This window comes from Mesonia sp. K4-1, assembly GCF_008017825.1.
Lineage (GTDB): Bacteria > Bacteroidota > Bacteroidia > Flavobacteriales > Flavobacteriaceae > Mesonia.
The window spans coordinates 1-25,783 of sequence record NZ_VRLS01000040.1; the positions used below are offsets into that span (position 1 = coordinate 1).

The 25,783-nt window shown below is 33.9% G+C and carries 26 protein-coding genes; 9 read left to right on the forward strand and 17 right to left on the reverse strand.

Annotated elements, in window-relative coordinates; genetic code table 11:
• Positions 1 to 169: 169 nt before the first annotated feature.
• From sbnA to FT986_RS06260, 6 genes are all read left to right on the forward strand, one after another.
• Complete coding sequence (sbnA, locus tag FT986_RS06235; protein ID WP_147864344.1) at positions 170 to 1,168, forward strand: 2,3-diaminopropionate biosynthesis protein SbnA; 999 nt, start codon at positions 170 to 172, stop codon at positions 1,166 to 1,168.
• The gene (locus tag FT986_RS06240; RefSeq protein WP_147864345.1) at positions 1,161 to 2,915 is read left to right on the forward strand and encodes an FAD/NAD(P)-binding protein; all 1,755 of its coding nucleotides are present in this window, start codon (positions 1,161 to 1,163) and stop codon (positions 2,913 to 2,915) included. The genes sbnA and FT986_RS06240 overlap by 8 nt, the downstream gene beginning before the upstream one ends.
• 11 nt (positions 2,916 to 2,926) lie before the next feature.
• Positions 2,927 to 4,378 carry an alanine racemase gene (locus FT986_RS06245; protein ID WP_222706187.1) on the forward strand — a complete coding sequence of 484 codons (1,452 nt, stop codon included), beginning with the start codon at positions 2,927 to 2,929 and terminating at the stop codon, positions 4,376 to 4,378.
• Positions 4,379 to 4,579: 201 nt separating this feature from the next.
• Positions 4,580 to 5,920, forward strand: coding sequence for a DEAD/DEAH box helicase (locus FT986_RS06250; RefSeq protein WP_147864346.1), 1,341 nt, complete (start codon positions 4,580 to 4,582; stop codon positions 5,918 to 5,920).
• A 5-nt stretch (positions 5,921 to 5,925) separates the two neighbouring features.
• Entirely contained in the window at positions 5,926 to 7,239 is a 1,314-nt protein-coding gene (locus tag FT986_RS06255; protein ID WP_147864347.1) for a DEAD/DEAH box helicase, read from the forward strand.
• Between the two features lie 120 nt (positions 7,240 to 7,359).
• The gene (locus FT986_RS06260; RefSeq protein ID WP_147864348.1) at positions 7,360 to 8,910 is read left to right on the forward strand and encodes an SDR family NAD(P)-dependent oxidoreductase; all 1,551 of its coding nucleotides are present in this window, start codon (positions 7,360 to 7,362) and stop codon (positions 8,908 to 8,910) included.
• A 432-nt stretch (positions 8,911 to 9,342) separates the two neighbouring features.
• On the opposite strand, the gene FT986_RS06265 is transcribed toward FT986_RS06260, so the two are convergent.
• Positions 9,343 to 10,425: an ArsO family NAD(P)H-dependent flavin-containing monooxygenase gene (locus FT986_RS06265; RefSeq protein ID WP_147864349.1), complete on the reverse strand. Its 1,083-nt coding sequence runs from the start codon at positions 10,423 to 10,425 to the stop codon at positions 9,343 to 9,345.
• A gap of 334 nt (positions 10,426 to 10,759) precedes the next feature.
• Between FT986_RS06265 and FT986_RS06270 the strand changes: the two genes are divergently transcribed.
• The gene (locus FT986_RS06270) at positions 10,760 to 11,209 is read left to right on the forward strand and encodes a KTSC domain-containing protein (RefSeq protein ID WP_147864350.1); all 450 of its coding nucleotides are present in this window, start codon (positions 10,760 to 10,762) and stop codon (positions 11,207 to 11,209) included.
• A gap of 70 nt (positions 11,210 to 11,279) precedes the next feature.
• Here FT986_RS06270 and FT986_RS06275 read toward each other — a convergent pair whose 3' ends face one another.
• The 13 genes from FT986_RS06275 to FT986_RS06335 form a co-directional block, all read right to left on the reverse strand.
• Positions 11,280 to 11,948 carry a hypothetical protein gene (locus FT986_RS06275; protein WP_147864351.1) on the reverse strand — a complete coding sequence of 223 codons (669 nt, stop codon included), beginning with the start codon at positions 11,946 to 11,948 and terminating at the stop codon, positions 11,280 to 11,282.
• A 152-nt stretch (positions 11,949 to 12,100) separates the two neighbouring features.
• Complete coding sequence (locus tag FT986_RS06280) at positions 12,101 to 12,730, reverse strand: thiamine phosphate synthase (RefSeq protein ID WP_147864352.1); 630 nt, start codon at positions 12,728 to 12,730, stop codon at positions 12,101 to 12,103.
• Between the two features lie 29 nt (positions 12,731 to 12,759).
• Positions 12,760 to 13,380, reverse strand: a complete 621-nt coding sequence (locus FT986_RS06285) for a DEAD/DEAH box helicase (protein ID WP_147864353.1) — start codon at positions 13,378 to 13,380, stop codon at positions 12,760 to 12,762.
• A 133-nt stretch (positions 13,381 to 13,513) separates the two neighbouring features.
• Positions 13,514 to 14,461, reverse strand: a complete 948-nt coding sequence (locus FT986_RS06290) for a sterol desaturase family protein (protein WP_147864354.1) — start codon at positions 14,459 to 14,461, stop codon at positions 13,514 to 13,516.
• A 497-nt stretch (positions 14,462 to 14,958) separates the two neighbouring features.
• Positions 14,959 to 15,372 (reverse strand): helix-turn-helix domain-containing protein, encoded by a 414-nt coding sequence (locus tag FT986_RS06295; RefSeq protein ID WP_147864355.1) that lies wholly within the window; start codon positions 15,370 to 15,372, stop codon positions 14,959 to 14,961.
• Positions 15,373 to 15,708: 336 nt separating this feature from the next.
• Entirely contained in the window at positions 15,709 to 16,599 is an 891-nt protein-coding gene (locus FT986_RS06300) for a cation diffusion facilitator family transporter (RefSeq protein WP_147864356.1), read from the reverse strand.
• A 3-nt stretch (positions 16,600 to 16,602) separates the two neighbouring features.
• Positions 16,603 to 17,106, reverse strand: a complete 504-nt coding sequence (locus FT986_RS06305) for a DUF2231 domain-containing protein (protein WP_147864357.1) — start codon at positions 17,104 to 17,106, stop codon at positions 16,603 to 16,605.
• A 4-nt stretch (positions 17,107 to 17,110) separates the two neighbouring features.
• Entirely contained in the window at positions 17,111 to 17,431 is a 321-nt protein-coding gene (locus tag FT986_RS06310) for a hypothetical protein (protein WP_147864358.1), read from the reverse strand.
• Positions 17,432 to 17,551: 120 nt separating this feature from the next.
• Positions 17,552 to 18,073 carry a UPF0158 family protein gene (locus FT986_RS06315; RefSeq protein WP_255505926.1) on the reverse strand — a complete coding sequence of 174 codons (522 nt, stop codon included), beginning with the start codon at positions 18,071 to 18,073 and terminating at the stop codon, positions 17,552 to 17,554.
• A gap of 81 nt (positions 18,074 to 18,154) precedes the next feature.
• The gene (locus tag FT986_RS16130) at positions 18,155 to 18,307 is read right to left on the reverse strand and encodes a hypothetical protein (RefSeq protein WP_255505927.1); all 153 of its coding nucleotides are present in this window, start codon (positions 18,305 to 18,307) and stop codon (positions 18,155 to 18,157) included.
• Positions 18,308 to 18,547: 240 nt separating this feature from the next.
• On the reverse strand, positions 18,548 to 19,501 hold the full coding sequence (locus tag FT986_RS06325) for a calcium/sodium antiporter (RefSeq protein ID WP_147864360.1): 954 nt from the start codon (positions 19,499 to 19,501) through the stop codon (positions 18,548 to 18,550).
• 611 nt (positions 19,502 to 20,112) lie between these two features.
• Positions 20,113 to 20,430: a type II toxin-antitoxin system RelE/ParE family toxin gene (locus tag FT986_RS06330; protein WP_147864361.1), complete on the reverse strand. Its 318-nt coding sequence runs from the start codon at positions 20,428 to 20,430 to the stop codon at positions 20,113 to 20,115.
• A complete protein-coding gene (locus FT986_RS06335) occupies positions 20,430 to 20,663 on the reverse strand; it encodes a hypothetical protein (RefSeq protein WP_147864362.1) in 234 nt (77 codons plus the stop codon). Before FT986_RS06335 ends, FT986_RS06330 begins: the two co-directional genes overlap by 1 nt.
• A gap of 659 nt (positions 20,664 to 21,322) precedes the next feature.
• On the opposite strand from FT986_RS06335, the gene FT986_RS06340 reads away from it, so the two are divergent.
• Positions 21,323 to 22,399 (forward strand): HEPN domain-containing protein, encoded by a 1,077-nt coding sequence (locus FT986_RS06340; RefSeq protein ID WP_147864363.1) that lies wholly within the window; start codon positions 21,323 to 21,325, stop codon positions 22,397 to 22,399.
• Positions 22,400 to 22,402: 3 nt separating this feature from the next.
• Positions 22,403 to 22,720: a hypothetical protein gene (locus FT986_RS06345; protein WP_147864364.1), complete on the forward strand. Its 318-nt coding sequence runs from the start codon at positions 22,403 to 22,405 to the stop codon at positions 22,718 to 22,720.
• A 143-nt stretch (positions 22,721 to 22,863) separates the two neighbouring features.
• Here the strand turns inward: FT986_RS06345 and FT986_RS06350 are convergent, their stop codons facing one another.
• The 3 genes from FT986_RS06350 to FT986_RS06360 form a co-directional block, all read right to left on the reverse strand.
• Positions 22,864 to 23,424 (reverse strand): DUF4494 domain-containing protein, encoded by a 561-nt coding sequence (locus tag FT986_RS06350; protein ID WP_147864365.1) that lies wholly within the window; start codon positions 23,422 to 23,424, stop codon positions 22,864 to 22,866.
• Between the two features lie 538 nt (positions 23,425 to 23,962).
• Positions 23,963 to 24,661, reverse strand: a complete 699-nt coding sequence (locus FT986_RS06355) for a LytTR family DNA-binding domain-containing protein (protein ID WP_147864366.1) — start codon at positions 24,659 to 24,661, stop codon at positions 23,963 to 23,965.
• Positions 24,654 to 25,781 carry a sensor histidine kinase gene (locus FT986_RS06360; RefSeq protein ID WP_147864367.1) on the reverse strand — a complete coding sequence of 376 codons (1,128 nt, stop codon included), beginning with the start codon at positions 25,779 to 25,781 and terminating at the stop codon, positions 24,654 to 24,656. Before FT986_RS06360 ends, FT986_RS06355 begins: the two co-directional genes overlap by 8 nt.
• Positions 25,782 to 25,783 lie beyond the last annotated feature (2 nt).

Below are 25,783 nucleotides of genomic sequence, written 5' to 3' on the forward strand. Positions count from 1 at the left end.
AACCACTCAAATGAGTGGTTTTTTTTTACCTCCCTTTTACATTTAAATAAAGTTAGGTTTTACTTCACATTACTTTAGCAAAACATTATGAATGTCTCACAGTAGGTTTTGCTGCTTAAATTATATTTTAGAAACTCTAATCAGATGAAGTCTGTAACGGAGATAAAATATGATAGACCTTAAAAAAAAACCTCAAATTCATGCTAATATTCTAGAGACTTCTGGAAATACTAAACTTCTTCAACTCAAAAAGTGTTTTAAAAATAACTCTTTTAATGTTTATGGAAAATTAGAATTCTTAAATCCTAGTGGAAGTATAAAAGATCGTATTGCTATTCATATTTTAGAAGAAGCGATGAATGAAGGTTTTATCGATAAAAATACGACCATCATAGAGTCTAGCTCTGGTAATATGGCTTTAGGCTTAGCTCAGGCTTGTTTATATTTAGGTTTAAAACTAATAGTGGTGGTAGATCCTAAAATTAATAGCCACACCGAAAAATTACTAGAAACTTATAAAGTTAATATAGTAAAGGTAAACACTCCAGACCCCAAAGGAGGTTTTTTAGGAGCCCGACTAAATAAAGTAAAGCAGTTAATAAAAGAAATACCTAATAGTTATTGGACCAACCAATATGGAAATGTAAATAACCCTCAAACACATTACCAAACGATGAACGAAATTTGCGAAAGTCTCGATCATCAAGTAGATTATCTTTTTTTAGCTACCAGTACTTGCGGTACTCTCATGGGATGTGCAGAATATATTCAAGAACACCAATTGTCCACTAAAATTATTGCTGTAGATGCTAAAGGAAGTGTGCTATTTGGCGGTCAACCTGGTAAAAGGTTGGTTCCTGGTCACGGGGCAGGAGTTCCTTCTCAGTTTTTAGAAGTTTCGAAAATTACAGATCATACCGAGGTAACAGATTTTGATTGCATTAAAGGCTGTTGGTCTTTGCTTCAGCAAGAAGCCGTTTTATGCGGAGGAAGTACTGGTGGTGTTGTTGAAGCTATTCAAAAGTACAGTCCGTATATTACTGAAGGCAGTAATTGTGTGATGATGCTTTGTGATAGAGGAGATCGCTATTTGGATACCATTTATAATAAAAAATGGATTCTAGAAAATATTGATGGAGCACAAGATTTGGAATTTATAAATGAATAAAGTGAAAGAGCAAAAACAGGTTCCATTTCAAGTAGCTATTGTTGGTTTTGGTCCTAAAGGATTATATGCCTTAGAAAGACTTATAGCTGAACTTCAGCAAGCAGATTCCCATAAACCTCTTGATATTCATCTATTTAATAGAACTTCATTTTTTGGATCGGGAGATGTTTATAGATCCGATCAACCTTTGTCTTTATTGATGAACTATTCAAACCATAACATTCAATTTAAAAATAAGAATACTCCAAGTCTAAAAACTGAAGACTTTCTAGACTTTTTACCTTGGTTAGCTGAAAAGACAAATCAAAAAACCGAAGAACTTCAGTATAAATATGCTCCAAGGGCTGTGGTAGGGAGTTTTCTAGAATATTGTTTCCAATCTTTATTAAAGTTGCTTCCTGAACACGTAGAAGTACAAACGCATGTAGCAAGTGTTATAGATGTAATTTCGATAAAAGAAAAATACGAAATAGTTACTCAAGAAGGAAAGCCCACTCCAATTAAAGTCGATAATATCTTATTTACCACAGGTCATTTTTGGAACCGACAGCAAATAAAACCAAGTAAAAGTTTTTTTTCTTATATCGATTTTATTTATCCCGTAACTCAACAACTCTCTGGTATTCCCTCCACTGCAAAAGTGGGAATTAAAGGGATGGGACTTACTTTTATTGATGCAGTTTTAGCCTTAACGGAAAATACAAATTCGTTATCTGATTCCGCTTCAGCGAAGAATACGTGTAAGATAATTCCATTTTCCAGAAGTGGAATTCCCATGATTCCTCGAACAGGAGAGCCAGATCGAGATCGAGAGTTAAAATTTTTTACGGAAGAAAAATTATCTACGTTTATAAATGGAAAAAAAGCCGACTTTGAAAAAGATCTTTTGCCATTATTGAAGCAGGAATACACCTATGCTTATTACGAAACCGCTTTTAAAATTAACGGATTTTCAATAAAGGATTTTGAAAATTATACCGACTTAGAAAAACAAATTACCCTATTTCATCAAACACATCCTGAGGTTGAAAAATGGAATTGGGATAAGGTATTTTTTCCTTTTTCAGAATTAAAAGAACTAACACACGATTACGTCTGTGACTATATAGAGCAAATGTGTAAAGAAGCAACTTTAATAAAAGGAACTTCTCCTTTAATGGAGGCCATTGCTGTATGGAGAAAAGTAAGTGCGCTTTTCAATAAGATTTATAGTTTCGGCGGACTTACAGCCGAATCTCAAGAGAAATTTGACCGTGTTTACTTTGGATTGTTTAACAGGTTATCCTACGGTCCTCCTGTAGAAAACCTGCTTAAAATATTAACTTTAGCTAAAAATAAGGTCATAGATTTCAGTTACGCTCGCTCTCCAGAAATAGAGACTTTAAAAGGTGATAAAGCGTATAAAATAGTTAATCAAACTTCCTCAACTACTATAGATTTTCTTATCAATGCCACCATCCCAAGAGCAGCAGGTAAAAAAGAAAAAGCAGGTTTATATAAAAATCTAGTTCAAAGAGAACTTGTTACTGAATTCGTGAATACTTCTAAAGGAAAATATTGTACAGGCAGTGTCAACATCAATAAAAAGGGGAATGTATTAGATGTAAATGGAAGGGTACAACCTAACCTAAGTTGTTACGGAACCCCTACAGAAGGGATTACATTTGATAACGATACCCTTTCTAATTCTCGTAATAATTTTAGCGAGTATTGGGCTAAATCCATCATCAAACAAATAGCTAATTAAACGAAATGTAAATGAATTACGTAAAAGGAAATAAAGAAAATAGCTTAACTCCAATCACTTCGACTTGGATAAAAGAAATTTTAGAAAATAAATCTCTACTAAACGAATTAATGAGTACCTACGGTTCTCCCATTAATATTCATCACTTACCGAGTTTTGTCAATAACATTAAAAAATTTCAGCAAGTTTTTAAAAATAAACAAGTAGATGCTCAGTTGTTCTACGCCCGTAAAGCCAACAAATCTAAAGGTCTAGTCAAAAAAGCTTTAGAAACAGGAATAGGAGTAGATACTGCTAGTTTTAAAGAATTACAACAATCTATTTCTTTAGGTGGCAAAACCGATACTTTGGTATTGACGAGCGCCATAAAAACCAAAGAACAAATAGAACTAGCCATAGATCAACAAATACCTATTGTTTTAGATAATAACGATGAATGTGAACTTACTCAGCAAATTGCTCAACAAAAAAATGCAAAAGCACTTATTGCGATTAGAGTTAGTGGTTTTATCGTTGATGGAGAAAAACTCTATAGCCGATTCGGATTTGATATAGAAACTGTAAAAGAATATATACTCCAGCATTTTGTAAAAGATAAAACTTACCATTCGTTAGAACTCACAGGGCTGCATTTTCATTTAGATGGATATTCTACTCATCAACGAGGAATAGCTCTACATAGCTGTTTAGATTTGGTGGAAGAATTAAAAGCTTACCACTTGCCTATTAGGTTTATCGATATGGGTGGAGGCATTCTTATGAATTATCTAGAAAAGGAGGAAGAATGGCTTTCTTTTAAAGAGCAATTGAAAAATTCCGTTAAGGAACAAAAGGAAGATTTAACCTTTAACGGAACAGGATTGGGCTATGAAATGATTAATGGAAAACTAGAAGGAAGCTTAAAAACATATCCATATTTCAATAAAATTAATGGTCAACTGTTTATTGAAGAGGTGTTGAATAATAAACAACATAACAGCGGTTTAGAAAATTATAAAAGAGCAAATCAACAACAAATTCAATTAAGGATAGAGCCTGGAAGATCGCTATTAAATCAGGTGGGGATTACGGTGGCCAAAGTAGCTCATCGCAAACAAGATGCTAAAGGTCAATGGTTGGTAGGTTTAGAAATGAATATGAGTCAGATGCTCAGCTCGAGTGCCGATTTTCTCCTAGATCCGTATATAATTTATCAAGATGAAATTGAAGATCATCAGGAAGAAGTAAAGGTATATTTTACGGGAGCATATTGTTTAGAGCGTGATATTTTACTAAAAAGAGCTATTCAGCTTCCAAAATTACCCGCTATTGGTGATACGGTAGTATTTGTAAATACGGCAGGATATATGATGCATTTCTTTGAAACCGAAGCTCATTTATTTGAATTATCTACCAATCTAATTTATGAGAAAACTCTTGAAGTTCCGCAAGCAAGCGATTTTATAGATGATAATTTAATTTAGTAAATCTGGTTGAGCCTTTCTATTATTTTTTGAGAAAGGCTCAGCTGGAAATCTCCTTTTTGATATAAAAACATTCCGCTGCTCAAAGAGATAGTAACCTTTTTTTTTCTGAAGATATATCTATTTATCGATTAAGCCTTAAAATTCATAATAAACCCAATTCCCAATAAAAGTGTCAGTATCTTTGGCAAAAAATAAACCATGTCAAAGCAGTTTTCAGCCTTAGGAATTCAAGATGGAATTCAAAAAAGTTTAGTCGATTTAAAGTTCTCTGAACCTACCGATATACAAACCAAAACAATTCCTCACATACTCAATCAAAAAGAAGATTTGGTGGCCATGGCGAAAACCGGAACGGGGAAAACTGCAGCCTTTGGTCTTCCATTATTGCAATTGGTGGAAGTAAACAACACGCACATACAGACTTTAATTCTTGCTCCGACCCGAGAATTGGGTCAGCAGATCTACAATAACCTAGTTTCTTATGCTACTGCAAGTCCAGAGATAGAAATTGCTTCATTATGTGGAGGAATACCTATTAAACCTCAAATAGAGCGTTTAAAAAGTACCACACACGTTATAGTGGCTACTCCTGGACGTTTATTAGATTTAATTAAGCGAGAAGCAATCCAGCTCGATAAACTTCAACATTTGGTACTCGATGAAGCCGATGAAATGGCTAGTGCGCTAAAAGAAGAGTTAGAAAATATTTTAAAGGAAATTCCAAAACAGAGAAGAACCTTTCTTTTTACGGCGACCATGCCAGGTTACATCAAGCAATTGGTACAGAATTATATGTCGAAACATGTAGTTCATCTTGAAGCAAATATGGAAACCTTGGGGCATCAAGGCATAGACCATCAATATGTGGTAGTAGAACCTATCGAAAAATTAGAAGTTTTACTCCATTTCCTAGCAACCAAAGAAGGAGAACGCGGAATTATATTTTGTAAAACGAAAGCGGCAGTAAATAAATTAGCTAAAAAACTGGCTATTAATAAGTTTTCTTCGGGCGCATTGCACGGAAGTTTAGCACAGCCTATTCGAGATCGAATTATGGGGCAATTTAGAGAAGGACATATTGATATTTTAGTGGCAACAGACTTAGCCGCTCGAGGTATTGATGTGAAAGAAATTTCTTATGTAGTGAATTATCATTTACCAGATGTCTATGAAACCTATGTGCATAGAAGTGGAAGAACGGCTAGGGCAGGAGCAAAAGGATTATCTCTAAGTATTATTCAGCAAGAAGAAGTAAAGGAAATTCCAGATTTTGAAGATGAATTAGGTTTAGTTTTTACAGAATTTAAGAAAGCAGATGCTCAGAGTATTGAAGAAAACAATACTTTATTATGGGCTAAGAAAATTTTTAAAACAAAACCTAATCGTGAAGTTTCTGAAGATTTTAAAACGAAGGTAAAAACCGTATTTCACCACCTCACTAAAGAAGAACTGGTTGAAAAAATATTAGCTTATCATTTAGCAGAATCTAAAAACTCTATTTCAACTTCCGAAGAAACTAAAAAGAACAAAAAGCATTAATTCTTATGGCAAATAACATTAAAAATCAGCAAGAGATTTTAGCTAAGCTAAATATACATGTCCTCAATCCTATGCAGGAAGAGGCGGTTTCTGTGATTGAAACTTCTAAAAATACCATTTTATTATCGCCTACAGGAACAGGGAAAACCTTAGCTTTTTTACTTCCGTTAATGGAAACCTTAGATCCGCATTTAGAAGAAATTCAAGCCTTAATTTTAGTGCCTTCAAGAGAATTGGCTATTCAAATAGAACAAGTGGTACGCTCTATGGGATCGGGTTATAAGGTAAATGCAGTATATGGCGGCAGACCTATGAGTAAAGATAAGATTGAATTAAAACATAATCCTGCTATTTTAATCGGGACACCGGGAAGAATTTTAGATCATTTTATGAGTGATCGTTTTTCTAGAAACCATATTAAAACCCTTATTTTAGATGAATATGATAAGTCTTTAGAGAACGGTTTTGAGGAAGAAATGAAAGGAATTATTAATGAATTGCCTAGTTTAAATAAACGCATCTTAACTTCAGCAACACAAGGAGTTAGTATTCCTAAGTTTGTGCAGTTAGATAAACCGAAGGTGATCAATTATTTAACTGAAAAGGCCAGTGCCAAATTAACGCTTCAAACGGTTGTTGCTCCCGATAAGAGTAAATTAAACACCCTTTTAGAATTATTACAATATATAGGGAATGAACCTGGAATTATCTTTTGTAATTTAAAAGATAGTATCTCATTCGTGAGTTCTTTTTTAGAACGTCATAACGTAAATCATGCCTGCTTTTCTGGAGGAATGGAGCAAAAAGATCGAGAACGTGCCTTAATTAAATTTAGAAACGGAACCTGTCAAATATTAGTAGCTACAGATTTGGCAGCTAGAGGAATAGATATTCCCGAAATGAAATATATTATTCATTATGAATTACCTATCCACGAAGAAGAGTTCACGCACCGTAACGGAAGAACTGCTCGGGTAAATGCAAAAGGAACCGCCTATCTTATTAAATGGGAAAAAGAATCTTTACCAGAATTTATTAAAGGTAGTAAGAAAGTAGATATTTCTAAAAAAGCCCCTCAAAAAGCTCAGTTTTGGGAAACTTTATTTATTTCTGGTGGTAGAAAAGATAAAATCTCTAAAGGAGATATTGCAGGATTATTCTTTAAACAAGGTGGTCTCAACAAAGATCAATTAGGAGTCATCGAGTTAAAACAAGATTGTACATTTGTTGCAGTTCCATTAAGTATTGCAAACGAATTGGTTGATAAATTAAACAACACCAGATTAAAGAAAAAGAAGGTTAGGATTTCTGTGCTATAAATATAACTAAGGCTTACGCAGTCATTTTCTATATTTCAAGATCTAAACATAGCTTCGCCTAAAAATATTATATTTTATAGAAGAAATAAGAGCTATATTCGCGCTTTGAAAAAATAAGCTATGCAAAATAGGAGTGAAGAAGAAGTGAACATGTTAAGTCAAGAACAAATTGATGCTTGTATAGCGGTATTGGAAAACCTTAATGCCGATACTAACCAGATTTTTGAAATCCCAAAATCACAAAGAACTGCACTTATAAAAGCAGCAGGATTACTCTCTAGACCCAGTCGAGAAGAATTTTCACGTCGAAAAAAGGATGCAAAAAAGGCAGCAAAGCGCAAGCAAGCTGCTCGTGATAAATGTGCTCGTAAAGAAACAGGGATTAGAAGCGCAAGAGAAGCGCATGTTTTTGTAGCACCAAAATTATTGGCTGCAGCAGACCTAGAAAGTAAGGAAAGTTTAGAACTACAAACACCTAGAAACTGTTATGTATGCAAGACTTTATTTACAAAATTGCACCATTTCTACGATACCATGTGTACAGAATGTGGAGACTTTAACTATGCTAAACGCTTTCAAACGGCAGATGTAGATGGACAAGTGGCTATCATTACCGGTTCTCGATTAAAGATTGGTTACCATATTACACTTATGCTATTGCGTGGCGGGGCGACGGTTATTGCCACCACTCGTTTTCCTGTAGATTCTGCCATTCGGTTTTCTAAGGAAGAAGATTTCCACCAATGGAAAGATAGATTGCATATTCACGGATTAGATTTAAGACATATCCCAAGTGTAGAGATTTTCTGTAATTATATGGAGCAGAAGTATGATCGCTTAGATATTTTAATTAATAATGCTGCACAAACCGTAAGAAGACCCGCTGGTTTTTATGCGCATTTAATGCATAATGAAGAACAACCGCTAGAGAATTTACCTACATATGTTCAAGATTTATTAGCAGATCATTCCGATTGTTTAACTGAATTAAAATCCTTTTCAACAGGCGCTTCTCCCAATAAAAATATGCCTGTCACGTGGCACGGACCAGAACCAGGAATCGGATTAAGAGCTTCGGCTAAATTATCTCAAATTCCGTATAGTTTTGATAATTCTTTAGTGGCGCAAGAAGTGTTCCCTGAAGGGGAATTAGACGCCGATTTACAACAAGTAGATTTAAGAAAAACGAATTCTTGGCGTTTAAAACTTGGAGCTATTGAAACTACCGAAATGATTGAAGTACAATTGGTTAATTCGGTTGCGCCATTTGTATTATGTAATCGTTTGGCAGAATTGATGAAGAAAGAAAACACGGGTCAAAAGCATATTATTAATGTGACGGCGATGGAAGGGAAGTTCCACCGTTTCTTTAAAGAATCACGTCATCCTCATACCAATATGGCGAAGGCTGCTTTAAATATGTTAACCCATACCGCTGCTGGCGATCTAGCCAAAGACGGAATTTATATGAACGCCGTAGATACAGGCTGGGTAACCGATGAAGATCCGGCAGAATTAGCGAAAAGAAAACAAGAATTACACGATTTTCAACCCCCGTTAGATATCGTAGATGGAGCTGCTCGCGTAATGGATCCGTTATTCGATGGTATCAATACCGGGAAACATTGGTGTGGTAAGTTTTTAAAAGATTACAGGCCTATAGATTGGTAATCGTATTTTGTTCTGCTAAACCTTTCCAAATTAAATAATTCATTCAGACGAGCTTGTTTAACTACGTTGAATCTGCGATTTCAACAATTCTAGTACGTCATGCTGAACTCGTTTCAGCATCTCATCGATACTCTTCATAAACTATTCAAAATGTCACGCGTCATACTAAACCTTCAAATCGAATAATCCATTCAGGCGGACTTGTTTAACTACGTTGAATCTGCGATTTCAACATCTCTAATACGTCATGCTGAACTCGTTTCAGCATCTCATCGATACTCTTCATAAACTATTCAAAATATAACGTGAAATACTTAGTCGGCTCATTTCAACATTTCAAGCCACTTTGTTAGGCAGAACCTATACGAATTAAAAAAATTATTCAAGCGGGCTTGATTAACTACGTTGAATCTGCGATTTCAGCATCTCAAACTACTTTTTATTACCTGACGCATCTTTAAAATATTCCTTCATCTCTCTTACCGTTTTCCTAGCTGTTTTTCCCACCCCATAAATAGTTGCCGAGGCAAAACCAGTCCAATTTCCATAACCCACCAACCATAATTGTGGTTCCTTTATAGATCGAGTAGCTTCTGTTGCTATCTTATTGTTATCTATAATATCTAATGACTCTAAATGGCTCAAATTAGCTTTAAAACCCGTACACCAAATCACAGCATCAAACTCCTCTTTTGTTCCATCTTCCCAAATAACTCCGTTCTTATAAAAAGACGTAAAGGGACGCTGGTGCTGAAACACATCACGTTGAAGTCCGTCACGCACACTTTCTACTTGAACAATATCACTTAAGGAAACCTTTTCATTTTGATTCGGACTCTTTTCGCCGCCAAAAAAACGCTTGTTTGCTTGTTGAAAGAGATAACGGCCATCAATCTCTTCTGGTAAAAATACGGGAGGCCTAAGTGTAATCCAAGTCGTTTTAGCCACTTGAGATACTTCTGCTAGAATTTGCGCTCCAGAATTTCCACTACCTACGACCAATACTTTTTTATCTTTTAAACCCTCAGGATTTTTATAATCTACAGAATGAATTTGTTCTCCCTCATATAAATCACGATCTGTGTAGTTGGGAATAAAAGGATTTTTTGCAGTACCGGTAGCACTTACTAGGGTTCTACTGTAATAAACCCCTTGAGTCGTAGTGATCTTAAAATACTCTTTTTCCTTAGTTACTTTTTCTACCGTCGTTTTTCTTTGTATAGGGAAATCATAACGCTTTTCATACTGAGTCAAATAGTCGATAAATTCAGTTTTAGTAGGGTATTCCTTTTTAGTAGAAGGCATCTGCCAACCCGATAGAGAACTGTAGGTGGAGGGAGAAAACAACTTTAAGCTATCCCAAGTATGCTGCCAAGCCCCTCCAGGACTTTCTTGATCATCTAAAATTAAATAGTTGAAGTCTGTCCGCTTTAAAAAATAGGCAACAGAGATTCCTGCTTGTCCGCCTCCTATAATTATAATATCATATACTTTATGACCCTTATATTCTGTCATACTTGTGGTTTTATACATTCGAGTGAATGTAATTCTTAAGCTTATTTAAAAGAGTTAAACCCTATTCATAAGCAAGGTAACTACTTTTAATTACAATTTTGTATGCTTGTAATTGAAAGAAATATTACTTCCGTAGACTTTGTGAAGATCTATTAAGAAAATGGAATAGGGGAAAGCGCCAATTTTGGTTACATTTATTTACTGATGATAAACATTTTTTTTAGCATATAAAGAGGTAAAAGCCTCTGCCTAAAATAATTAAATTAATAAAGCTTTTCTTAGCTCATCATGTAAAATTATCACGTACTTTCGCGCCCTCAAATAAATGTTGAATATGAAGCGCATAAACGAATATAAGAAGCTCTTTGGAGTGGAAAAAGAAATTGAATTAAAAGACTTAAAAAAAAGTTACCGTAATTTGGTAAAAGAATGGCATCCAGATAAATTTCAAGATAGCGATAAAGCAAAAGAAGAAGCAGAGATTAAAAGTCGAAAAATAATTGATGGGTATCACTTTTTAGTGAGTATTGCACCAGAAACTATTGCGGCTAATTTAGATGCATATACAGAAACCATCACTAATTCTGGAATTGCAGATTACCAGCATAAAGGTTTATTGCTAGAAATTACTTTCTTAGACGGAAACACTTACGAATATTTTGGGGTTACGAAACCTACGTACATTAAAATGATTAACAGTAATAAATTGAATCGTTTTGCTAAACGTTCAATTTATCCAAAGTATACCTATAGAAAGTCTAAACGCACTCAAGAAGAGGCTTAGCATAGCCTAAAAATACCCTACTCAGAAATTTCTAAGTAGGGTGTTTTTTTATAGAAAAAGAAGAAAAGAATTAATTCTTTTCTATAAATAAATCTTCTTCCTTTAATTCTTCAATAAATTTCTTACTAAACAATCTAATACCTTCTTCGATAAGGTAATCGCTATCAAAGGCTTGTTTTAATTCGATGTTTATTTTCCAAATTAAATCTTCCTCCAAGTCTCTTTCACAAAGGCAGTATAAATTTGAAGCTACTTGATGAACTTGAAAATCTTTAAATCCTTCCTCTTCCGAATAAATGTTCTTGTTTTTCATAAGGTCTTCTTCAAAACTGGCAAAAAACTCATTATAATAACGTACAATGCCTGAATCGGAATCTTTTCCTTCAACGCCAACTACCTTCGTGACCAATACAGCATCAAATTCATCAGATTTTAATTCAGCAATAAGAGGTTTCCAAGCTTCTATATTTTCGGGTACTTCTAGAAGGTCGTCTCCAAAAAATGCTAAACTTCCCGTAGCTTGAATCCCTTTTTTGTTTAAAGCTGCAGAGAATTTACTTTCAAAAGTAGTTCTCAACTCTAGACTATTGATCATCCCAATGACTAAAACTTTTTGGAATTTCTTTTGTTGAGTCTCCGGTTTACGCCAACTGCTAATTTCTTTTGTAGAGGAGCAAGAAGAAACAAGAATGAGTAAAGCGCTTAAAAACAGGTAAGTGAGTGTAGTTTTTTTAGTCATTTTCTTGTTTATTATTTATAGATTGTGGTCTTTACAAAAATAACCATTCCGTCAAGAAAACTATAATAAAGAAATGCTAATGTCTACTTCTGTTTTGCATTAGCACTTTTTTGTGCATCATCTTATTTCACAAGATTTCTCGATATAAAAGGTTAAAAACTATGACGCTGTTCTTCGGTTACCGAAGCATTCAGTAATTGGTTGTAGGTTCGTATACAATGAAAGTCTTCTGTAATTTCTTCCGCGACAGCGATACCAGAAATCCCCGCTGCTAAAATATCTTTGACATCTTCTATTAGAATATTACCCGTGCCAATCATAGGAGTTTCGGTATTTAAAACATCGGTAATGGCCGTAAATCCGTTCACACCTAAAGTGGTATTATCTTCTTTTGTCGTTGTTTTAAATGGTCCTAAAACTATATAATCAACCTCTTTGCTCAATAAGAACTCACAGTCTTGCAGGGTATTCGCTTTTCCTGCCATCATTTGCCAAGTATGTAAATGCTTTCGCAAAGTAGGGTAGGAGTTGGGATTATTCATTAATACCCCATCTGCTTTAATTTCTTTAGCAATTTTATAACGATCTTCAATGATGAGTCGTGTTTGAAAGTGAGAAGTGGTCTCTCTAGCTTCTTGGGCAAGTTTTAAAAATTTCTTATCAACTAGCTTAGGAATTCCTAATTGTATTAACTCTATACCCGATGTACAGGCATTTTGAATGTTGTCTAAATAATCTTTGGGAGAACTACCTTGAGCTATGTAATGCAATTTAGGAATCATACGATCTTGTGTGCTTATGAGAATTGGGGTTAAATACTGATGTTTTTAGAAAACTCCATAAAGTTAGACTCAAAACGTTTTAACTTTGGAGAAATTTTTTCTGAATACAGTACGTATTGACATTTTCTAATCATAGCCGTGATAGATAACATGGAAGCATAAGCCGATTGAGGTACTAAAAATTCGGCGTCGTCTACACTAAAAAGTTTTAACTGAGAGGTGTTGACTCCGTTTAACAAAAATAAATTGTTTAAACTTTTAGGAGTAGATATAAGAATATCTATTCCCATCATAATTTCAGATTTTTGTAAATCTACGTGCATTTTTTCGTGTCCTACATATACCCGTAAAGAATTGTGTTTGGTATATTTTAAGAAAGCATCGTACATCTCCATCGCCTTCTCCTTATCTTTTACCAAAACAATAGCTCTAGGCGATGTCCCCACCGCTTCGCATTGTAATCTCTGCAACGTAGTGATAATAAGCGTAGTGGTTTTACCACTCTCTGGCGGAGCAGAACAATATAAATTAGATCCGCTTTTAATCACTGGAATACTCTCTGCCTGAAAAGGAGTAGGCTCGGTAATCCCTAGAGATTCTAGTTTATAAAGTATATCTGAATGTAATTTTTTAAAAGGCTTAGGAAACATGAATAGGTATTGGATTACAAATTATATCTTTCGAAACGCAAATATACTTACTGTAAATGATTTAAACAGAAGTAGTCTCTTTTTCTATTTTTATTAAAAGAAAAAAGCTTAACATTAATCAAAAAATGGATGATCAAGATGCTTTCTTCATAACCTCATTTTTAGATGGCTCTGCCATTTGAGCTCTTATTTGCTTAATGGTAAGCGTGCTTCCGTCGTGACTCCATCCAGGAGGCCCAAAAACATACATATACTTATGACGCCAATTTTTTGATTTTTTCATATCGTTCCAAATATCTTTGTATTCGTGGGTTAAAATCACAAATAAATTAAAAGAGTTGGGAGGTTTAGAAACCCCAAATTCGATATCAACCGATTCATCTAATTCTTTCCACGTCCCGAACATCCGGTCGAAAGCATTTAAAATACCTCCGTGGTTTTTATCCATATATTCCAAATTACTCGCGTGGTGCACTTGGTGCATGGTATGCGTGTTTAGGAATTTCTCAATGAACCCCATTTTCTTAATATATTGGGTATGCAGTTGAAACTGCCAAAGCGCTTCTATTCCTAAACATACAATAAGCATTTCTGGCGGAAAACCGATCATCACGATCCACACATAAAAAAATGGTTTATAAAATATGGTAAACCATCCGTTACGAACTGCGGTACCTAAATTAAAATTATCTGAAGAATGATGAACAATGTGTGCTGCCCATAAAAAACGAACCATATGGTTTTGTCGGTGAAACCAGTAATAAGAAAAATCATCTAAAAGCATACAAGCTAACCATACATACCAAGCATAACCAAAAGATTCATATCCTAAGATATTAGTACGAACACCATTTACCATAGGGTTAAACAAGTCATACGCGAAATTAAAAATTAAGATGACCGATACGGTTTTTAAAAGCGCTCCGAGTATGGCTGAACCTACTCCTAGGGATAAGCTAGATCTTAGATCTTTCCATTTATAAAGTTGTTTGTTGTCAAAAGCTTTACTGTAAGTAAGTTCTATAGCTATAAATGCTAAAAAACAAGGAACTCCATATACTAGGGGGTTCGTAAAATCCATGTAGGTGTAATTTTCTGGGTGCTAATAGCGAGTAAACTCCTATTAATATAAAATTTTTCGCAATGTACATTTTATTTTATCGTAAAACCGAGCATTCGTAAAATCTATATCGACAGAGTTTTTTATTTAAATATAAATCTAGACCCCTCTTGATAGATTTTAGCTCAATAATCTACAGCAAACATATTCATATTTAATCAACAAGATTTGATTATTAATCTCCTAGTTTCTTGATGGAATGGTCTGGAATAAAAGGAGGGAGCTCAATGACTCTCGCCTTCTCACTCCCGTTTTAGATAGTACAAATATAAGTAAAAACGTTTCAATCCTAGTTTCTTAATGGAGTGGTCTGGAATCTGCTTTCAGAAATCGATAGCTTCTCGAATACCTATTTAAGAAATAGGAAGATAATGAGCAAATGTAATAACATATAAAAACCCCTAGCTTTTTATAGCTAGAGGTTTTCTTTATTTAAATAAAGAAATATGAAAACTAACTTATTTTTGAGCTAATAACTTTTCTAAATAGGTAATCTTTTCTTGTTCTGCAGCCAAGAGTCGTTCGTAAAGTTTTTTGTTCTCTTGCGTTGCTTCTAGGAGTTTATCTAAGGGGTTGAAGGTGCAATTGTGATTTACTGAAGGCCCAGCATTTATCGTTGAACCTTCATAATTATTCTGAATATTATTAAAAACCGCCTCATCTGAATAATTCTTGATCGCTTCTGGAGTAACGCCCAGCACCTTCGCCACTTGTTCCAGCTTTTCGGCTTCCATAGTTTCACTTTGTTCTAGGTGCGAAACACTTTGTTGACTGATCCCTAATTCTATCGCCAAAGCTTCTTGCTTCATCCCGCGTAATTCTCTAATGCGACTTATTTTTCTTCCAATATGGGGTGTGGCTGTGGTACTCATAAAAAACGGACTAATTATAAAACTTAAAGATAATCAATTTTCAAAAATTGAATAAGAAAACAGCTTAGTTTTTTTTAAGTAGGAGGGGAGCTCAAAAGTATGAAGCTCGATTGTAAAAGATTCCTCCGTTTGTCGGAATGACAGTTCTTTTTAAAGGTAATTTTCAACAGACTTCTACGCTCGCCGGAATAACAGTTCTTTTTGGAGGTAATTTTCGAGAGATTCCTCCCCTCGTCGGAATGACACCCGAATTGTCATTGGCTTCGCCGAACCACTTCATTGGCTTTCAGAATGGAGCGCAGCGGAGTGAAGAATCTTTCAATTTGAAGTTCGATTTTAATTCAATTCATCTAGTGAAGGAGGTTCTATATGAATGGTGATATGTGATATTTCCGGTAAATCGTCTTGAAGTTGATCTTGAAGCTGATGTGCTAAATAATGTCCTTCTTTTACTGAAATTTCTCCATCTACGATGGCGTGAAGTTCTATTAAGTATTTCATCCCTGCTTTTCTCACAAAACACTTTTCAGTTCCTTTTATTCCTTTTACTTGGGTAGCTATTGTCCTTATTTCTTCTACAAAATCGTCATACCGATGTTCATCCATAATTTCTCCCAAAGCCGGTCTAAATATGAGGTAAGCATTATATAAAATAAAAGCAGAGGCAAATAAAGCTGCCCAATCATCAGCTGTTTCATAACCTTCCCCAAAGTATAGGGCAATCGAGATGCCTATAAATGCAGTAATGGAGGTGATGGCATCACTTCGATGATGCCAAGCATCGGCCTTTAAAGAAGAGCTGTTTATTTTCTTGCTTTTATAGCGTACATACCGGTAAGAAATCTCTTTCCAAATAATAATTCCGATTAAAACAATTAAGGTCCAAGCTTCAGGTATTTTATGGGGCGTTCTAATATTTATCACACTCTCATAAGCTATCACTGTAGCTGAAGTGACCAAAAAGGCCACCACGATAAATGTAATTAAAGGCTCTATACGAGAATGCCCGTAAGGGTGATTATCATCTGGGGGGCGTTGGGCATATTTAAAACCCAGCAAGACAAAGAATGAAGAGAAAATATCGGCTGTAGATTCAATCCCGTCTGCAATCAAAGCATAGGAATTACCCAGAAAACCAGCTATTAATTTAATAACCGCTAATAGGGTATTTCCTATAATGCTGAAATAAGTGGCCTTTATGGCATACGATTCCTTTGATAATTCCATTTGTTATTTTACAAATTCAACACAATCTGCGGTGGGTTGATAGGTACCTGCTCCTTGTTGATATACCAATGAAGCGCCTAAATGACCAGTATAAAAAAGACCTCCTAATGCTATGGTAAGTAAAACCAACCCTATAGTTTGCGCTAATTTACGAGATAAGAAGGGAATGAATTTTATACTTAATTGTAGTATTAAATTAACAGAATAAACAATCAAGGTTGCATATGCCCACCATTGATGTTCCTGTAAAACTTTTGGATCACAAATTTTACGGACTTCAATGTTATAAGCCAACTCGCCAGTATAAATAGCTGCCCATCCGCTAAAAACACCAATGGCTAATAATACTAAGCTCATTTGTTTTGCTAAAAAACGATAGGTTTCCTTTTTATAAAAGAAACCTATAATTGCAAATAAAGAAGCCAATAGTAGGGTGGCTATGGGTAAATGTACAGAAAGCGGATGCCAAACTTCTTCTCTCCAAAAAGAAGGGATTTGAGAATTCATCTACTTAATTAAGAGTTTTCACCGATATAGGGACATTTTTATTACCTTGTTTTTCTACCCTAATTTCTACCTTGCCATTTTCTTTTAACTCTTTAAATGTGAGTTCATCACCATTGGAAGACGTTAACTTAGTTTCATCGGTAAAATAAAGTTCAATTAATTTATCATCAGCAGTTCTTACATAAATTTCTTTTTCATCAGCGTCTACTTCTTCTGCGACTCCTTGATAGGTTCCTGACTCCACCACATCTGTATGTTTGTTTTCACCGCAAGAAGCTAAAATAAACATTGCCCCTAGAAATAAGCTAAGAATTAATTTTTTCATAATTATAAGTTTTTAGTTTATCAAAATTAAAGATTTTTTGGTTCTATACTATGATGAACTGTAAAAAATCCTGTAAAGATTTTACTAACATATATTACTTTCTTTGTGATGGGTAGCTTTTTATTTCACTAATTGCATCGCTACTATTTTTTCCAACTCCCTCTGCTTAAAGTCGAACCAACTTTGTCTAACTTCAGAATGGTCGATTATATACTTAAAATTCTGAAACGGTTTTTTGTGGTTTAAAGCATTTTCTAATTTCTTTTTAAGAGGGTCGTTAGGTACTTCTCTCACAAATCGCTCCATGATTTTAAAGGATTCAAAACTATCCAATGCCTCAAATTTCATAAAATCTGAACGATGCTTTTCAATGATTACTAAACTGTCACGAAAAGCTTCTTTAAACTCATCATCGTCTGGAAACTGTGAAAAGTTGGGGATAGCTATGAGTTCATCAGTACTCGGATTGTAGTAACAGTCACTTCCGCAATCCAATTCTTGCGCAATATTCTTAACGATATTTGATTGAATATTATCCAAAAAAGCAATGGTGTTGATCCCTTTTATCACTTCTATTATTTTTTCTATATGAGTAGATTTGGAAAAAGGTTCGTAAATCTCCCAAGCTCCAGTTGCTCTCATCCAATATAAATTCCATTCTTTTCTAGATTTATCATAACAGATTTTCGCAAATTCAATTTGTTGTTTTATTTTAGGATTGTTCTAATCGGTTCGAATTTCAAAGAGGAGGACATTTTTTACATCATATGAATATCCAAGATCTACTTGCTCCCGAATTTCAATACTTTCTGGACGTAAAGCTTCCACATAGCTTTGTATAGTAGATTCATTGCTGTCAATTGTTTTATTCTTCATTTACCTACAAGCGAATTCAAGCGAAGCGGTTAACACCCTAAAATCGGCTATTTTAACTAAGTGAAATCTAATAATTTTTTTGCTAAACATAAGCTAATTTTCAATTTTTTTATTCTAACACCAAATTTATAAATTCGGTTTTATACCGACCTCAAAAGTTAAAAAAGCTTCTATTCGTACTATTTTATCAACGTATGTTAGTGTGTTTTCCCATGTTTTGCATTCCTATTCAGTCATTTTTTAAATTTCTTTTGCCACTAGATAAGTCGTATACATTAAATAAAAGCTTAATAAGATGCATGCCTCCCATCGGTCAAGTTTTTTTCTTTTTCCTGTAAACATTGCGATGAGTAGAAATACTGTTCCTCCAATTAAAATCAATAATTCTTGGTTAAAATTGGGATCATACTTGACAGGATTTACGAACGAACTTATTGAAAGGATTAATAAAACATTAAAAATGTTTGAACCGATTACATTTCCAATGGCGATATCACTGTTCTTTTTTAAAGCAGCGACAATAGAGGTCATTAATTCTGGCAAGGAAGTTCCTGCAGCAATTATGGTTAACCCAATTATTTTTTGACTTACTCCTAATTCAGTGGCCATGGCTATACTGTTATCCACCACTAATTTTCCGCCAATAATAAGACCCGCAATACCCACTATGATCAATCCCCAAATTTTATAATTTGATTTAGTTTCAGCTAGTATAGCGGTGGTCTTTTCTTGTTGAAGTTGCTTAAAAACATAATACAAAAAACATAGAAAAAAAACGAGTAAAATAATTCCGTCAAGTCGGGAGATTTCAAGGTTTTGGTTGATAAAAAAATTATTTGCTAAAATAAATAACACGATGCTTACCATCAGCGATAAAGGTATTTCTTTCCAAGCTGTTGAAGATTGTACGGTAATGGGATAGATTAAGCCTGCTATGCCGAGTATGACAAATAGGTTGAAATTATTGCTACCTATAATATTTCCAAAAACTATATCAGAAAGACCAGTATAAGAAGCTACAGTATTAACCACTAATTCAGGTGCCGAGGTTCCAAAAGCAACGATGGTCAAACCAATAACCAAATCGGAAATATTGTTTTTCTTAGCTAAGGAGGAAGCTCCATCCACCAGCCAATTCGCACCGAATATTAGACTCGCAAAGCCTAAAACAACCAGCAAGGAACTTATGATCATATTTTATTATTATATCTTTTAAGTTAGCTTTTTTAAATTGATATTTTAAAATAAATAGCTAAAGAGAAAGGTGATTCTACGGTAAAACCTTATCTTTTTATCCCATTTGATGAACCACTATTTTTAACTACTTCAAGCAAGTTCAGTTCGTTTTCTGTCCTAGAGCGATAATAAAGCTTTAGGCTTGTTTTTCAAGAGATTGCAATTAAACTCATCTCTTCTTTCATCAAGCAGTTCTCTTCTATAAATATAGAAAAATTTTTGAAATCGATATCAATAAATTTGCTTATCGAAAAAAAACTCTAGTGTTAAGAAGCTTCCGATTTGTAATTCGATTTCAATTCCGAAGTTAATTGAAACAGATTTCTCCCTCGCCGAGATGACAGTACTTTTTAAAGGTAACTTTCAATAGATTCCTCCGTTTGTCGGAATGACAGTTCTTTTTAAAGGTAACTTTAGAGAGACATCTCTCTTTGTCTGAATGACAGTCCTTTTTAAAAGTAAATTTTAATAGATTTCTCCCTTCGTCGGAATGACAGTTCTTTTTGAAGGTAATTTTCAAGAGATTCCTCCCTTCGTCGGAATGACAGTAATTTATTGGCAATCAGGCTTTATTTTGTTCGTTTCATTTTCGGTGGATTTTGGCGAGTATCAAAAACATCAGCAATTTTTATAAATTCGTTTTGTTCATCAACCGAATATATCACTTTGTAGTTTTTGAAAACCAAATAACGATATTGAATTTCTCTATCTTTAAGTAATTCTTCTTCTTGTCCAATGAAGGAGGCATTGATTAATTTTTCTGATTCTTTAATTATTCCGGTAACAATTTTAGTAGCAACATTTAAACTAACTTTCTTTTCGTAATACTCATAAATTTTGTCAAGTTGAGTTTCCGAAAAGTCAGACCAAATAATTTTAAAATTCATTATTCGTATTTGGCTAAAAGTTCAGAACTTGTTTTAAATCGATTGTTTTTGAAATCCGATTCTGATTTGTCAATTCGTCTGTTTAACTCATCAATACTCATAGGCTTAAAAAGCCTTTCGTCAGAAGTGTCTTTTTCCTTTTTCAATATTTCCTCAAGCTTGGAAATTGCTTCCTCACTTTGAAGTTGTAAGAATTCTTTTATAAATTCTATTTTTCGAGCTTCTATATTCATTTCGAGTTTCTTTTTATCAAAGATACGAAATTATCAAATTCAATCAATATCCGTGCTGATTTAACGAATTTCACAGCTTGTTACCAATGGTTTTGTATAAGATTACTTACGTTGATTTAGCAATAAAGTTAGGAAATAAATCACAGATAGAAAGTCCACGAGGACTTTCGTAAATAGTATAAACCTGCAATTAGTTTTAAATGGTTTAAAGGTAACTTTAGAGAGACATTTCCCTTCGTCGGAATGACAGTACTTTTTAAAGATAAATTTCAACAGATTCCTCCATTCGTCGGAATGACAGTTCTTTTAAAAGGTAACTTTAGAGAGATTTCCCCCGTTTGTCGGAATGACAGTTCTTTTGGAAGGTAATTTTCAACAGATTCCTCCCTTTGTCGGAATGACAGTCCTTTTTAAAGGTAAATTTTAATAGATTCCTCCCTTCGTCGGAATGAAAGTACTTTTTGTAGGTAACTTTCGAGGAATTCCTCCGTTTGTCGGGATAACAGTTCTTTTTAAAGCTAATTTATACCAGGTTGGTAAATCATAATATACCGTTTGGTAAAATACCAATGGGTTGGGTGGGATACCAAAGCTTTGGGTTCGGTACCTAGGTTAATTCTCGTTTCTTTATCATACCATCATTTTTAACACGAAGACCTATGAAATCTACCATAATCCAACTCATTCAGCAAGTCGCAAAAATACCTGTTATCAAGGCTATATATTGGTTACCCTTAATAAGAGGAGAGGAAAAAAATCTTTTTGTAATCATTACAGAGACCGGTACTCCTCTTCAACAGATTGATTTAAATGATATATTCAAACAGCATCCTCTCTGTATATATCGTATATATGAAGAAGCTTACGCTCTACAACAATTACGGGAAGGTAATATTTTCTTTTTACAGTGCTTTCAAGACGCCTATTTACAGTTTGGTGCTTTAAATAGACCATCAATATCTGTAGATTTTGAAGAAATATCAACTACCGTAAAAGCATTTTATAAAAAAGAGTATACCAAAGCTTTAGATTTTCAGGCAGGAGCTCATTTTTATAATGAAAAAAGAAATTATCCTCAAGCAGCATTTATGCTCCATCAAGCCATAGAACTTGCTTTTCGTACCGCAGAACTTCTTACGATGGGGAAAGAGAAAATTTGTCACCATATTGCAAATCATCAAACCTATATTCAATTTTTTGTGCCGGAACTGGGTCAGCTTTTTAAAACTGAAAGTGAAATCAAGGAGTTAAACTTATTAGACGCTGCTTACCGAGAGGTGAGGTACGATCGGGATTATAAAATATCTCCAACCTCCATAGAGCTCTTCCAGCACAAATTGTCTAAAGCTATAACCATAGTGGAAGAGGAGTTTAACCTAAGATATAGCGCCTATAAAGGCGCTGCAGAGACAGCCCCAGATAAAAAAATTAACCTTCATCGCAAACTACAGCAATTGATCGATTTAAAATTAAAGGGGACTCCCTTTAATTCAAATCAACTTGCTTATAAAGCAGAATTTCGTATCGACGGGATTGCAGATATCATGTACAATATCATGGGAATCTTAAAAGTATGTATTGTAGCCTTAGACCATGCAGATGCTCCTTACCATAGATTAATCCCTCAGCCTCATCTTAATGTACAAACAGCCTTAGAACATATTTTACAATTACTCCCTATAGATGAAATGGAAACTCTCGAAGACCTCATTAAAGAAAGTCAAAACAAAAAATAAAACATGAAGAAAAAAAACAAAAAGCTTAAAAAGCTACAGCAATTAGCTAGCAGTAAACTGAACGCTTTACGTGAAACCCAAGGAGGTAATTTTAAACCCACCCATTTAAATTTTAAGGGCTATTGGGAGTTGTTGGTGACTATAGACTCTTTACTCGCGGTTTGTCTTTTAGCGAGTCAAAATGAACAATACGATCCGGCAAAATTAGTACCAAAAGAGCATATTGGCAACTGTTTAGACTTGGCTAGAGATCTCTTACCCTTTGAAGAAGGAGAATTTTTAGATGAAGCCCATCAATTTTTTAAAGAGATAGACTCGTAGGTAGTACATAGCCATAACTAAGGTTAATAAACTTATAGCTACGCTAATCCTAATTGAATTGAAGCAGACTTAAAGTTCCAAAAGCTGTTTTTTACACCATTTAGGCTAACCAAAAACAGCTTTTAGATAGTTTTTTTTAAAGCTTACTCGTTTTCTGTTACCAATGAGTCGGCCGTCTCTAATTCTTCATCGGGTTGATTGTCAAAAGGCACCGAATCTTTAAGTCGGGTAAACTCTTCTAAGCGTTCGGTTTCATCTTCATCACCAGAAAAATAAGGAAATACATCTACAATTGGAGATTCAGAAACTGCTGGAATACTATATTCTCCCATACTGTCTTTCATAACGTGGACTGTATTTTCGTAAGCTTCTTTAACATCATTCGCTTGCACCAATAAATATTGATTGGTTTTACGTTCCTTTCCGCTTTCTTCATCGAAGGCAATTAAGGCTACTTTAGATTTAAACCAACGATCTGCATTTTCAAACGGATGGATTTCCGCAAAGTTAGCTACCTTAATATTGGTGATTTTTATTTCCTCACCTTCTAATAGATAAGCCGACATCTCTTCGGTGATTCTACTTTCAGCTTCAGTATACGAAATCGCATCGACTAAAAAAGGTTCTGTTTTCACCTTTTGTGTCGCCGAAGCTTCATCAAATTTTCTATATTTTACTTTACACTCATACCAAGTTGCACTCATATCTTTTTATTTTTAGGATGCCAAAAGTAAGGTTTAGCTTAAAGGGAACGTGTGTAATAATAAGATAGATATTCACAATTTAGGGCAGGACTTTATAGCAGTTTTAAAAAGAGGAGGTTAGGGTTTTTCAAATCTATAACCTGCAAAAAGTTTAACATTTCCTCAAAATTATTTTCATTTATAAAGGAAACCTCTCTCTTTCAAATTTCACCTCTCTTTCCCTTATAGCTTCCTCCTAGTGAGTCCACACTCAACCCACACCCAATATATAGCCTAGCCACAGAATCGTGGGAAAACGTGGACTCAGTTTAATTTCATTATATTGTGGATATCTAGAAATAAGATAGGTGTTATAGGGCATTATGGGGTTTAAATTGAGTATTTAGGATCTTTCACTTTTAAATACGATGAGGTTCCCGAAATCCTTAAAGTATAAAATATAAAAACTGACAAATTCAATTTTATTTAGTAATATATCCCCTTCTTACGGAATAAAATTAATGTGTGAGAGAAAGGCATAAGTGCTTTGGAATGCGAATTAAGTGTTATATAACTTATTTACCTTGCTTTTATAGGTTTGTCCAATAGGAATTTTATGTTCGCCTATTAAAATTCGATTTCCTTCAATAAATTTAATTTTATCTATAGCAATTATAAACGATTTGTGAACCCTTAAAAAGTTATCTTCATTTAAGATAATTTCGTAATGCGATATTTTTTCATGGCTAATAATCATTTCCTCCTGTAAAAATAATTTGGTATAATTTCCGTAAGCTTCAATATAGAGTAGGTCCTTTAAATCTATTTGATGGTGTTTTTTATCGCCTTTTACAAAGAATTTAGTAGATGTATTTGAATTAATTTCTTTTGTAATGGTATTTGCAACTAGAGAATCAGAAACTTTGTTTACAGCTTTTACTAATCGGTTAAAACTAAAAGGTTTTAAAATATAATCTACCACGTTTAACTCAAAACCTTCTAGAGCATGTTCTTTATAAGCAGTTGTTACTATTGTTTTTGGAGGGGTTGATAGTGTCTTTAAAAAATCTAAACCTTTTAGTTTAGGCATATTAATATCTAAAAACATAAAGTCAATCTGATTTTCATTAAGATATTGCATAGCTTCCATAGCGCTGTAGCAATTTTTCACTAATTGCAAATGGGGTAACATACTACAAAGCTCTTGAATAATGTCGTGTGCTAAAGGTTCATCATCAATAATTATATACTTAAGCATGTTTAGCAATTTTTAAAGTTGTTTTATAGGTGTCTGTAAAAACATCAACTTTTAACTCATATTTATCTTTATATAATAAAGATAACCTCCTTTTTAAATTTTGTAGTCCTATTCCGTTTGATGGACTTATTTCATTAGGGTCAAAATTATTTTCAATTGAAAAAATAATAAAACCCGTTTTATCAGTTAAATTAATATGTATAAAAGCATTTTCGGCTAAAGTTTCAACTCCGTGTTTAAAAGCATTCTCTAAAAGAATAATATATAATAAAGGTGCAATAGTTAAACTGGTATCTACATCATAATTAAATAGGATCTCTACAGATTTTTTATAACGTATTTTATGTAATTCTATATAGTTATTTAAATACTCTATTTCGTCCTTCATCTTAACCATCTCTTTTTCACCTTCATAGATAGTATAACGCATCATATCAGATAATTTTAAAATTACTTCTGGTGCTTTATCTGAGTTGGTAAGCGTTAATGCATACAGATTATTTAAGGTGTTAAAGAAAAAATGAGGATTAATCTGTGTTCTTAAAAGTGAAAGCTCTGTTTTAGATTTTTCAGCTTTTAAATTTTTAAACCATTTCCACTGTTCATAAACCCAAACAAAAAATAAAATAGGAATGGGTATAAAAAACACGTAGAAAGGATAGTCATTCTTAATTTCTAAATAAGCTTCTAAACCCCCAGAAAATAACCTTAGGTAAAGAAAATATATAAATAAAGGAATATAAATAAGTACAATAAGTTTCCAATACTTTTTTATAAATACAGGAATAAGCACATACACAATGCCTATCCAAAAGCACATCAATAGAATAAAAGTCACAGGGTTATCTGGTATATTCATAAATGCATCTACACCTAATGCTAGCATAAAAACAAGCATTAGCCCTAGCACTTTACGTATGGTAACTCCATTACGTTTTAAATAGTTGTAATAATGAATAGGCAATGCAATGGCTAACCCCCAAAACAGGGTAATTAATATCACCTCAAGCGGATCATCATCTGGAATATGGATAACACCAAAATAATCCAGCAAATAAAAGATAGGTATAATAACGAGTGCTATTAAAAAGCCTTTATATTTTTTGATGTATTCAACCATAA

What these genes read in the sequence shown, in the direction of transcription:
- FT986_RS06265 (WP_147864349.1), bottom strand. Translation starts at nt 10,425, where the DNA reads ATGACAGAATATAAGGGTCATAAAGTATATGATATTATAATTATAGGA.
- FT986_RS06240 (WP_147864345.1), top strand. Translation starts at nt 1,161, where the DNA reads ATGAATAAAGTGAAAGAGCAAAAACAGGTTCCATTTCAAGTAGCTATT.
- FT986_RS06350 (WP_147864365.1), bottom strand. Translation starts at nt 23,424, where the DNA reads ATGAGTGCAACTTGGTATGAGTGTAAAGTAAAATATAGAAAATTTGAT.
- FT986_RS06280 (WP_147864352.1), bottom strand. Translation starts at nt 12,730, where the DNA reads ATGATTCCTAAATTGCATTACATAGCTCAAGGTAGTTCTCCCAAAGAT.
- FT986_RS06325 (WP_147864360.1), bottom strand. Translation starts at nt 19,501, where the DNA reads ATGATCATAAGTTCCTTGCTGGTTGTTTTAGGCTTTGCGAGTCTAATA.
- FT986_RS06245 (WP_222706187.1), top strand. Translation starts at nt 2,927, where the DNA reads ATGAATTACGTAAAAGGAAATAAAGAAAATAGCTTAACTCCAATCACT.
- FT986_RS06305 (WP_147864357.1), bottom strand. Translation starts at nt 17,106, where the DNA reads ATGAATTCTCAAATCCCTTCTTTTTGGAGAGAAGAAGTTTGGCATCCG.
- FT986_RS06360 (WP_147864367.1), bottom strand. Translation starts at nt 25,781, where the DNA reads ATGGTTGAATACATCAAAAAATATAAAGGCTTTTTAATAGCACTCGTT.
- FT986_RS06340 (WP_147864363.1), top strand. Translation starts at nt 21,323, where the DNA reads ATGAAATCTACCATAATCCAACTCATTCAGCAAGTCGCAAAAATACCT.
- FT986_RS06250 (WP_147864346.1), top strand. Translation starts at nt 4,580, where the DNA reads ATGTCAAAGCAGTTTTCAGCCTTAGGAATTCAAGATGGAATTCAAAAA.
- FT986_RS06295 (WP_147864355.1), bottom strand. Translation starts at nt 15,372, where the DNA reads ATGAGTACCACAGCCACACCCCATATTGGAAGAAAAATAAGTCGCATT.
- FT986_RS06345 (WP_147864364.1), top strand. Translation starts at nt 22,403, where the DNA reads ATGAAGAAAAAAAACAAAAAGCTTAAAAAGCTACAGCAATTAGCTAGC.
- FT986_RS06255 (WP_147864347.1), top strand. Translation starts at nt 5,926, where the DNA reads ATGGCAAATAACATTAAAAATCAGCAAGAGATTTTAGCTAAGCTAAAT.
- FT986_RS06310 (WP_147864358.1), bottom strand. Translation starts at nt 17,431, where the DNA reads ATGAAAAAATTAATTCTTAGCTTATTTCTAGGGGCAATGTTTATTTTA.
- FT986_RS06355 (WP_147864366.1), bottom strand. Translation starts at nt 24,661, where the DNA reads ATGCTTAAGTATATAATTATTGATGATGAACCTTTAGCACACGACATT.
- FT986_RS16130 (WP_255505927.1), bottom strand. Translation starts at nt 18,307, where the DNA reads ATGAAGAATAAAACAATTGACAGCAATGAATCTACTATACAAAGCTAT.
- FT986_RS06285 (WP_147864353.1), bottom strand. Translation starts at nt 13,380, where the DNA reads ATGTTTCCTAAGCCTTTTAAAAAATTACATTCAGATATACTTTATAAA.
- FT986_RS06275 (WP_147864351.1), bottom strand. Translation starts at nt 11,948, where the DNA reads ATGACTAAAAAAACTACACTCACTTACCTGTTTTTAAGCGCTTTACTC.
- FT986_RS06335 (WP_147864362.1), bottom strand. Translation starts at nt 20,663, where the DNA reads ATGAATATAGAAGCTCGAAAAATAGAATTTATAAAAGAATTCTTACAA.
- FT986_RS06315 (WP_255505926.1), bottom strand. Translation starts at nt 18,073, where the DNA reads ATGAGAGCAACTGGAGCTTGGGAGATTTACGAACCTTTTTCCAAATCT.
- FT986_RS06300 (WP_147864356.1), bottom strand. Translation starts at nt 16,599, where the DNA reads ATGGAATTATCAAAGGAATCGTATGCCATAAAGGCCACTTATTTCAGC.
- sbnA (WP_147864344.1), top strand. Translation starts at nt 170, where the DNA reads ATGATAGACCTTAAAAAAAAACCTCAAATTCATGCTAATATTCTAGAG.
- FT986_RS06290 (WP_147864354.1), bottom strand. Translation starts at nt 14,461, where the DNA reads ATGGATTTTACGAACCCCCTAGTATATGGAGTTCCTTGTTTTTTAGCA.
- FT986_RS06330 (WP_147864361.1), bottom strand. Translation starts at nt 20,430, where the DNA reads ATGAATTTTAAAATTATTTGGTCTGACTTTTCGGAAACTCAACTTGAC.
- FT986_RS06270 (WP_147864350.1), top strand. Translation starts at nt 10,760, where the DNA reads ATGAAGCGCATAAACGAATATAAGAAGCTCTTTGGAGTGGAAAAAGAA.
- FT986_RS06260 (WP_147864348.1), top strand. Translation starts at nt 7,360, where the DNA reads ATGCAAAATAGGAGTGAAGAAGAAGTGAACATGTTAAGTCAAGAACAA.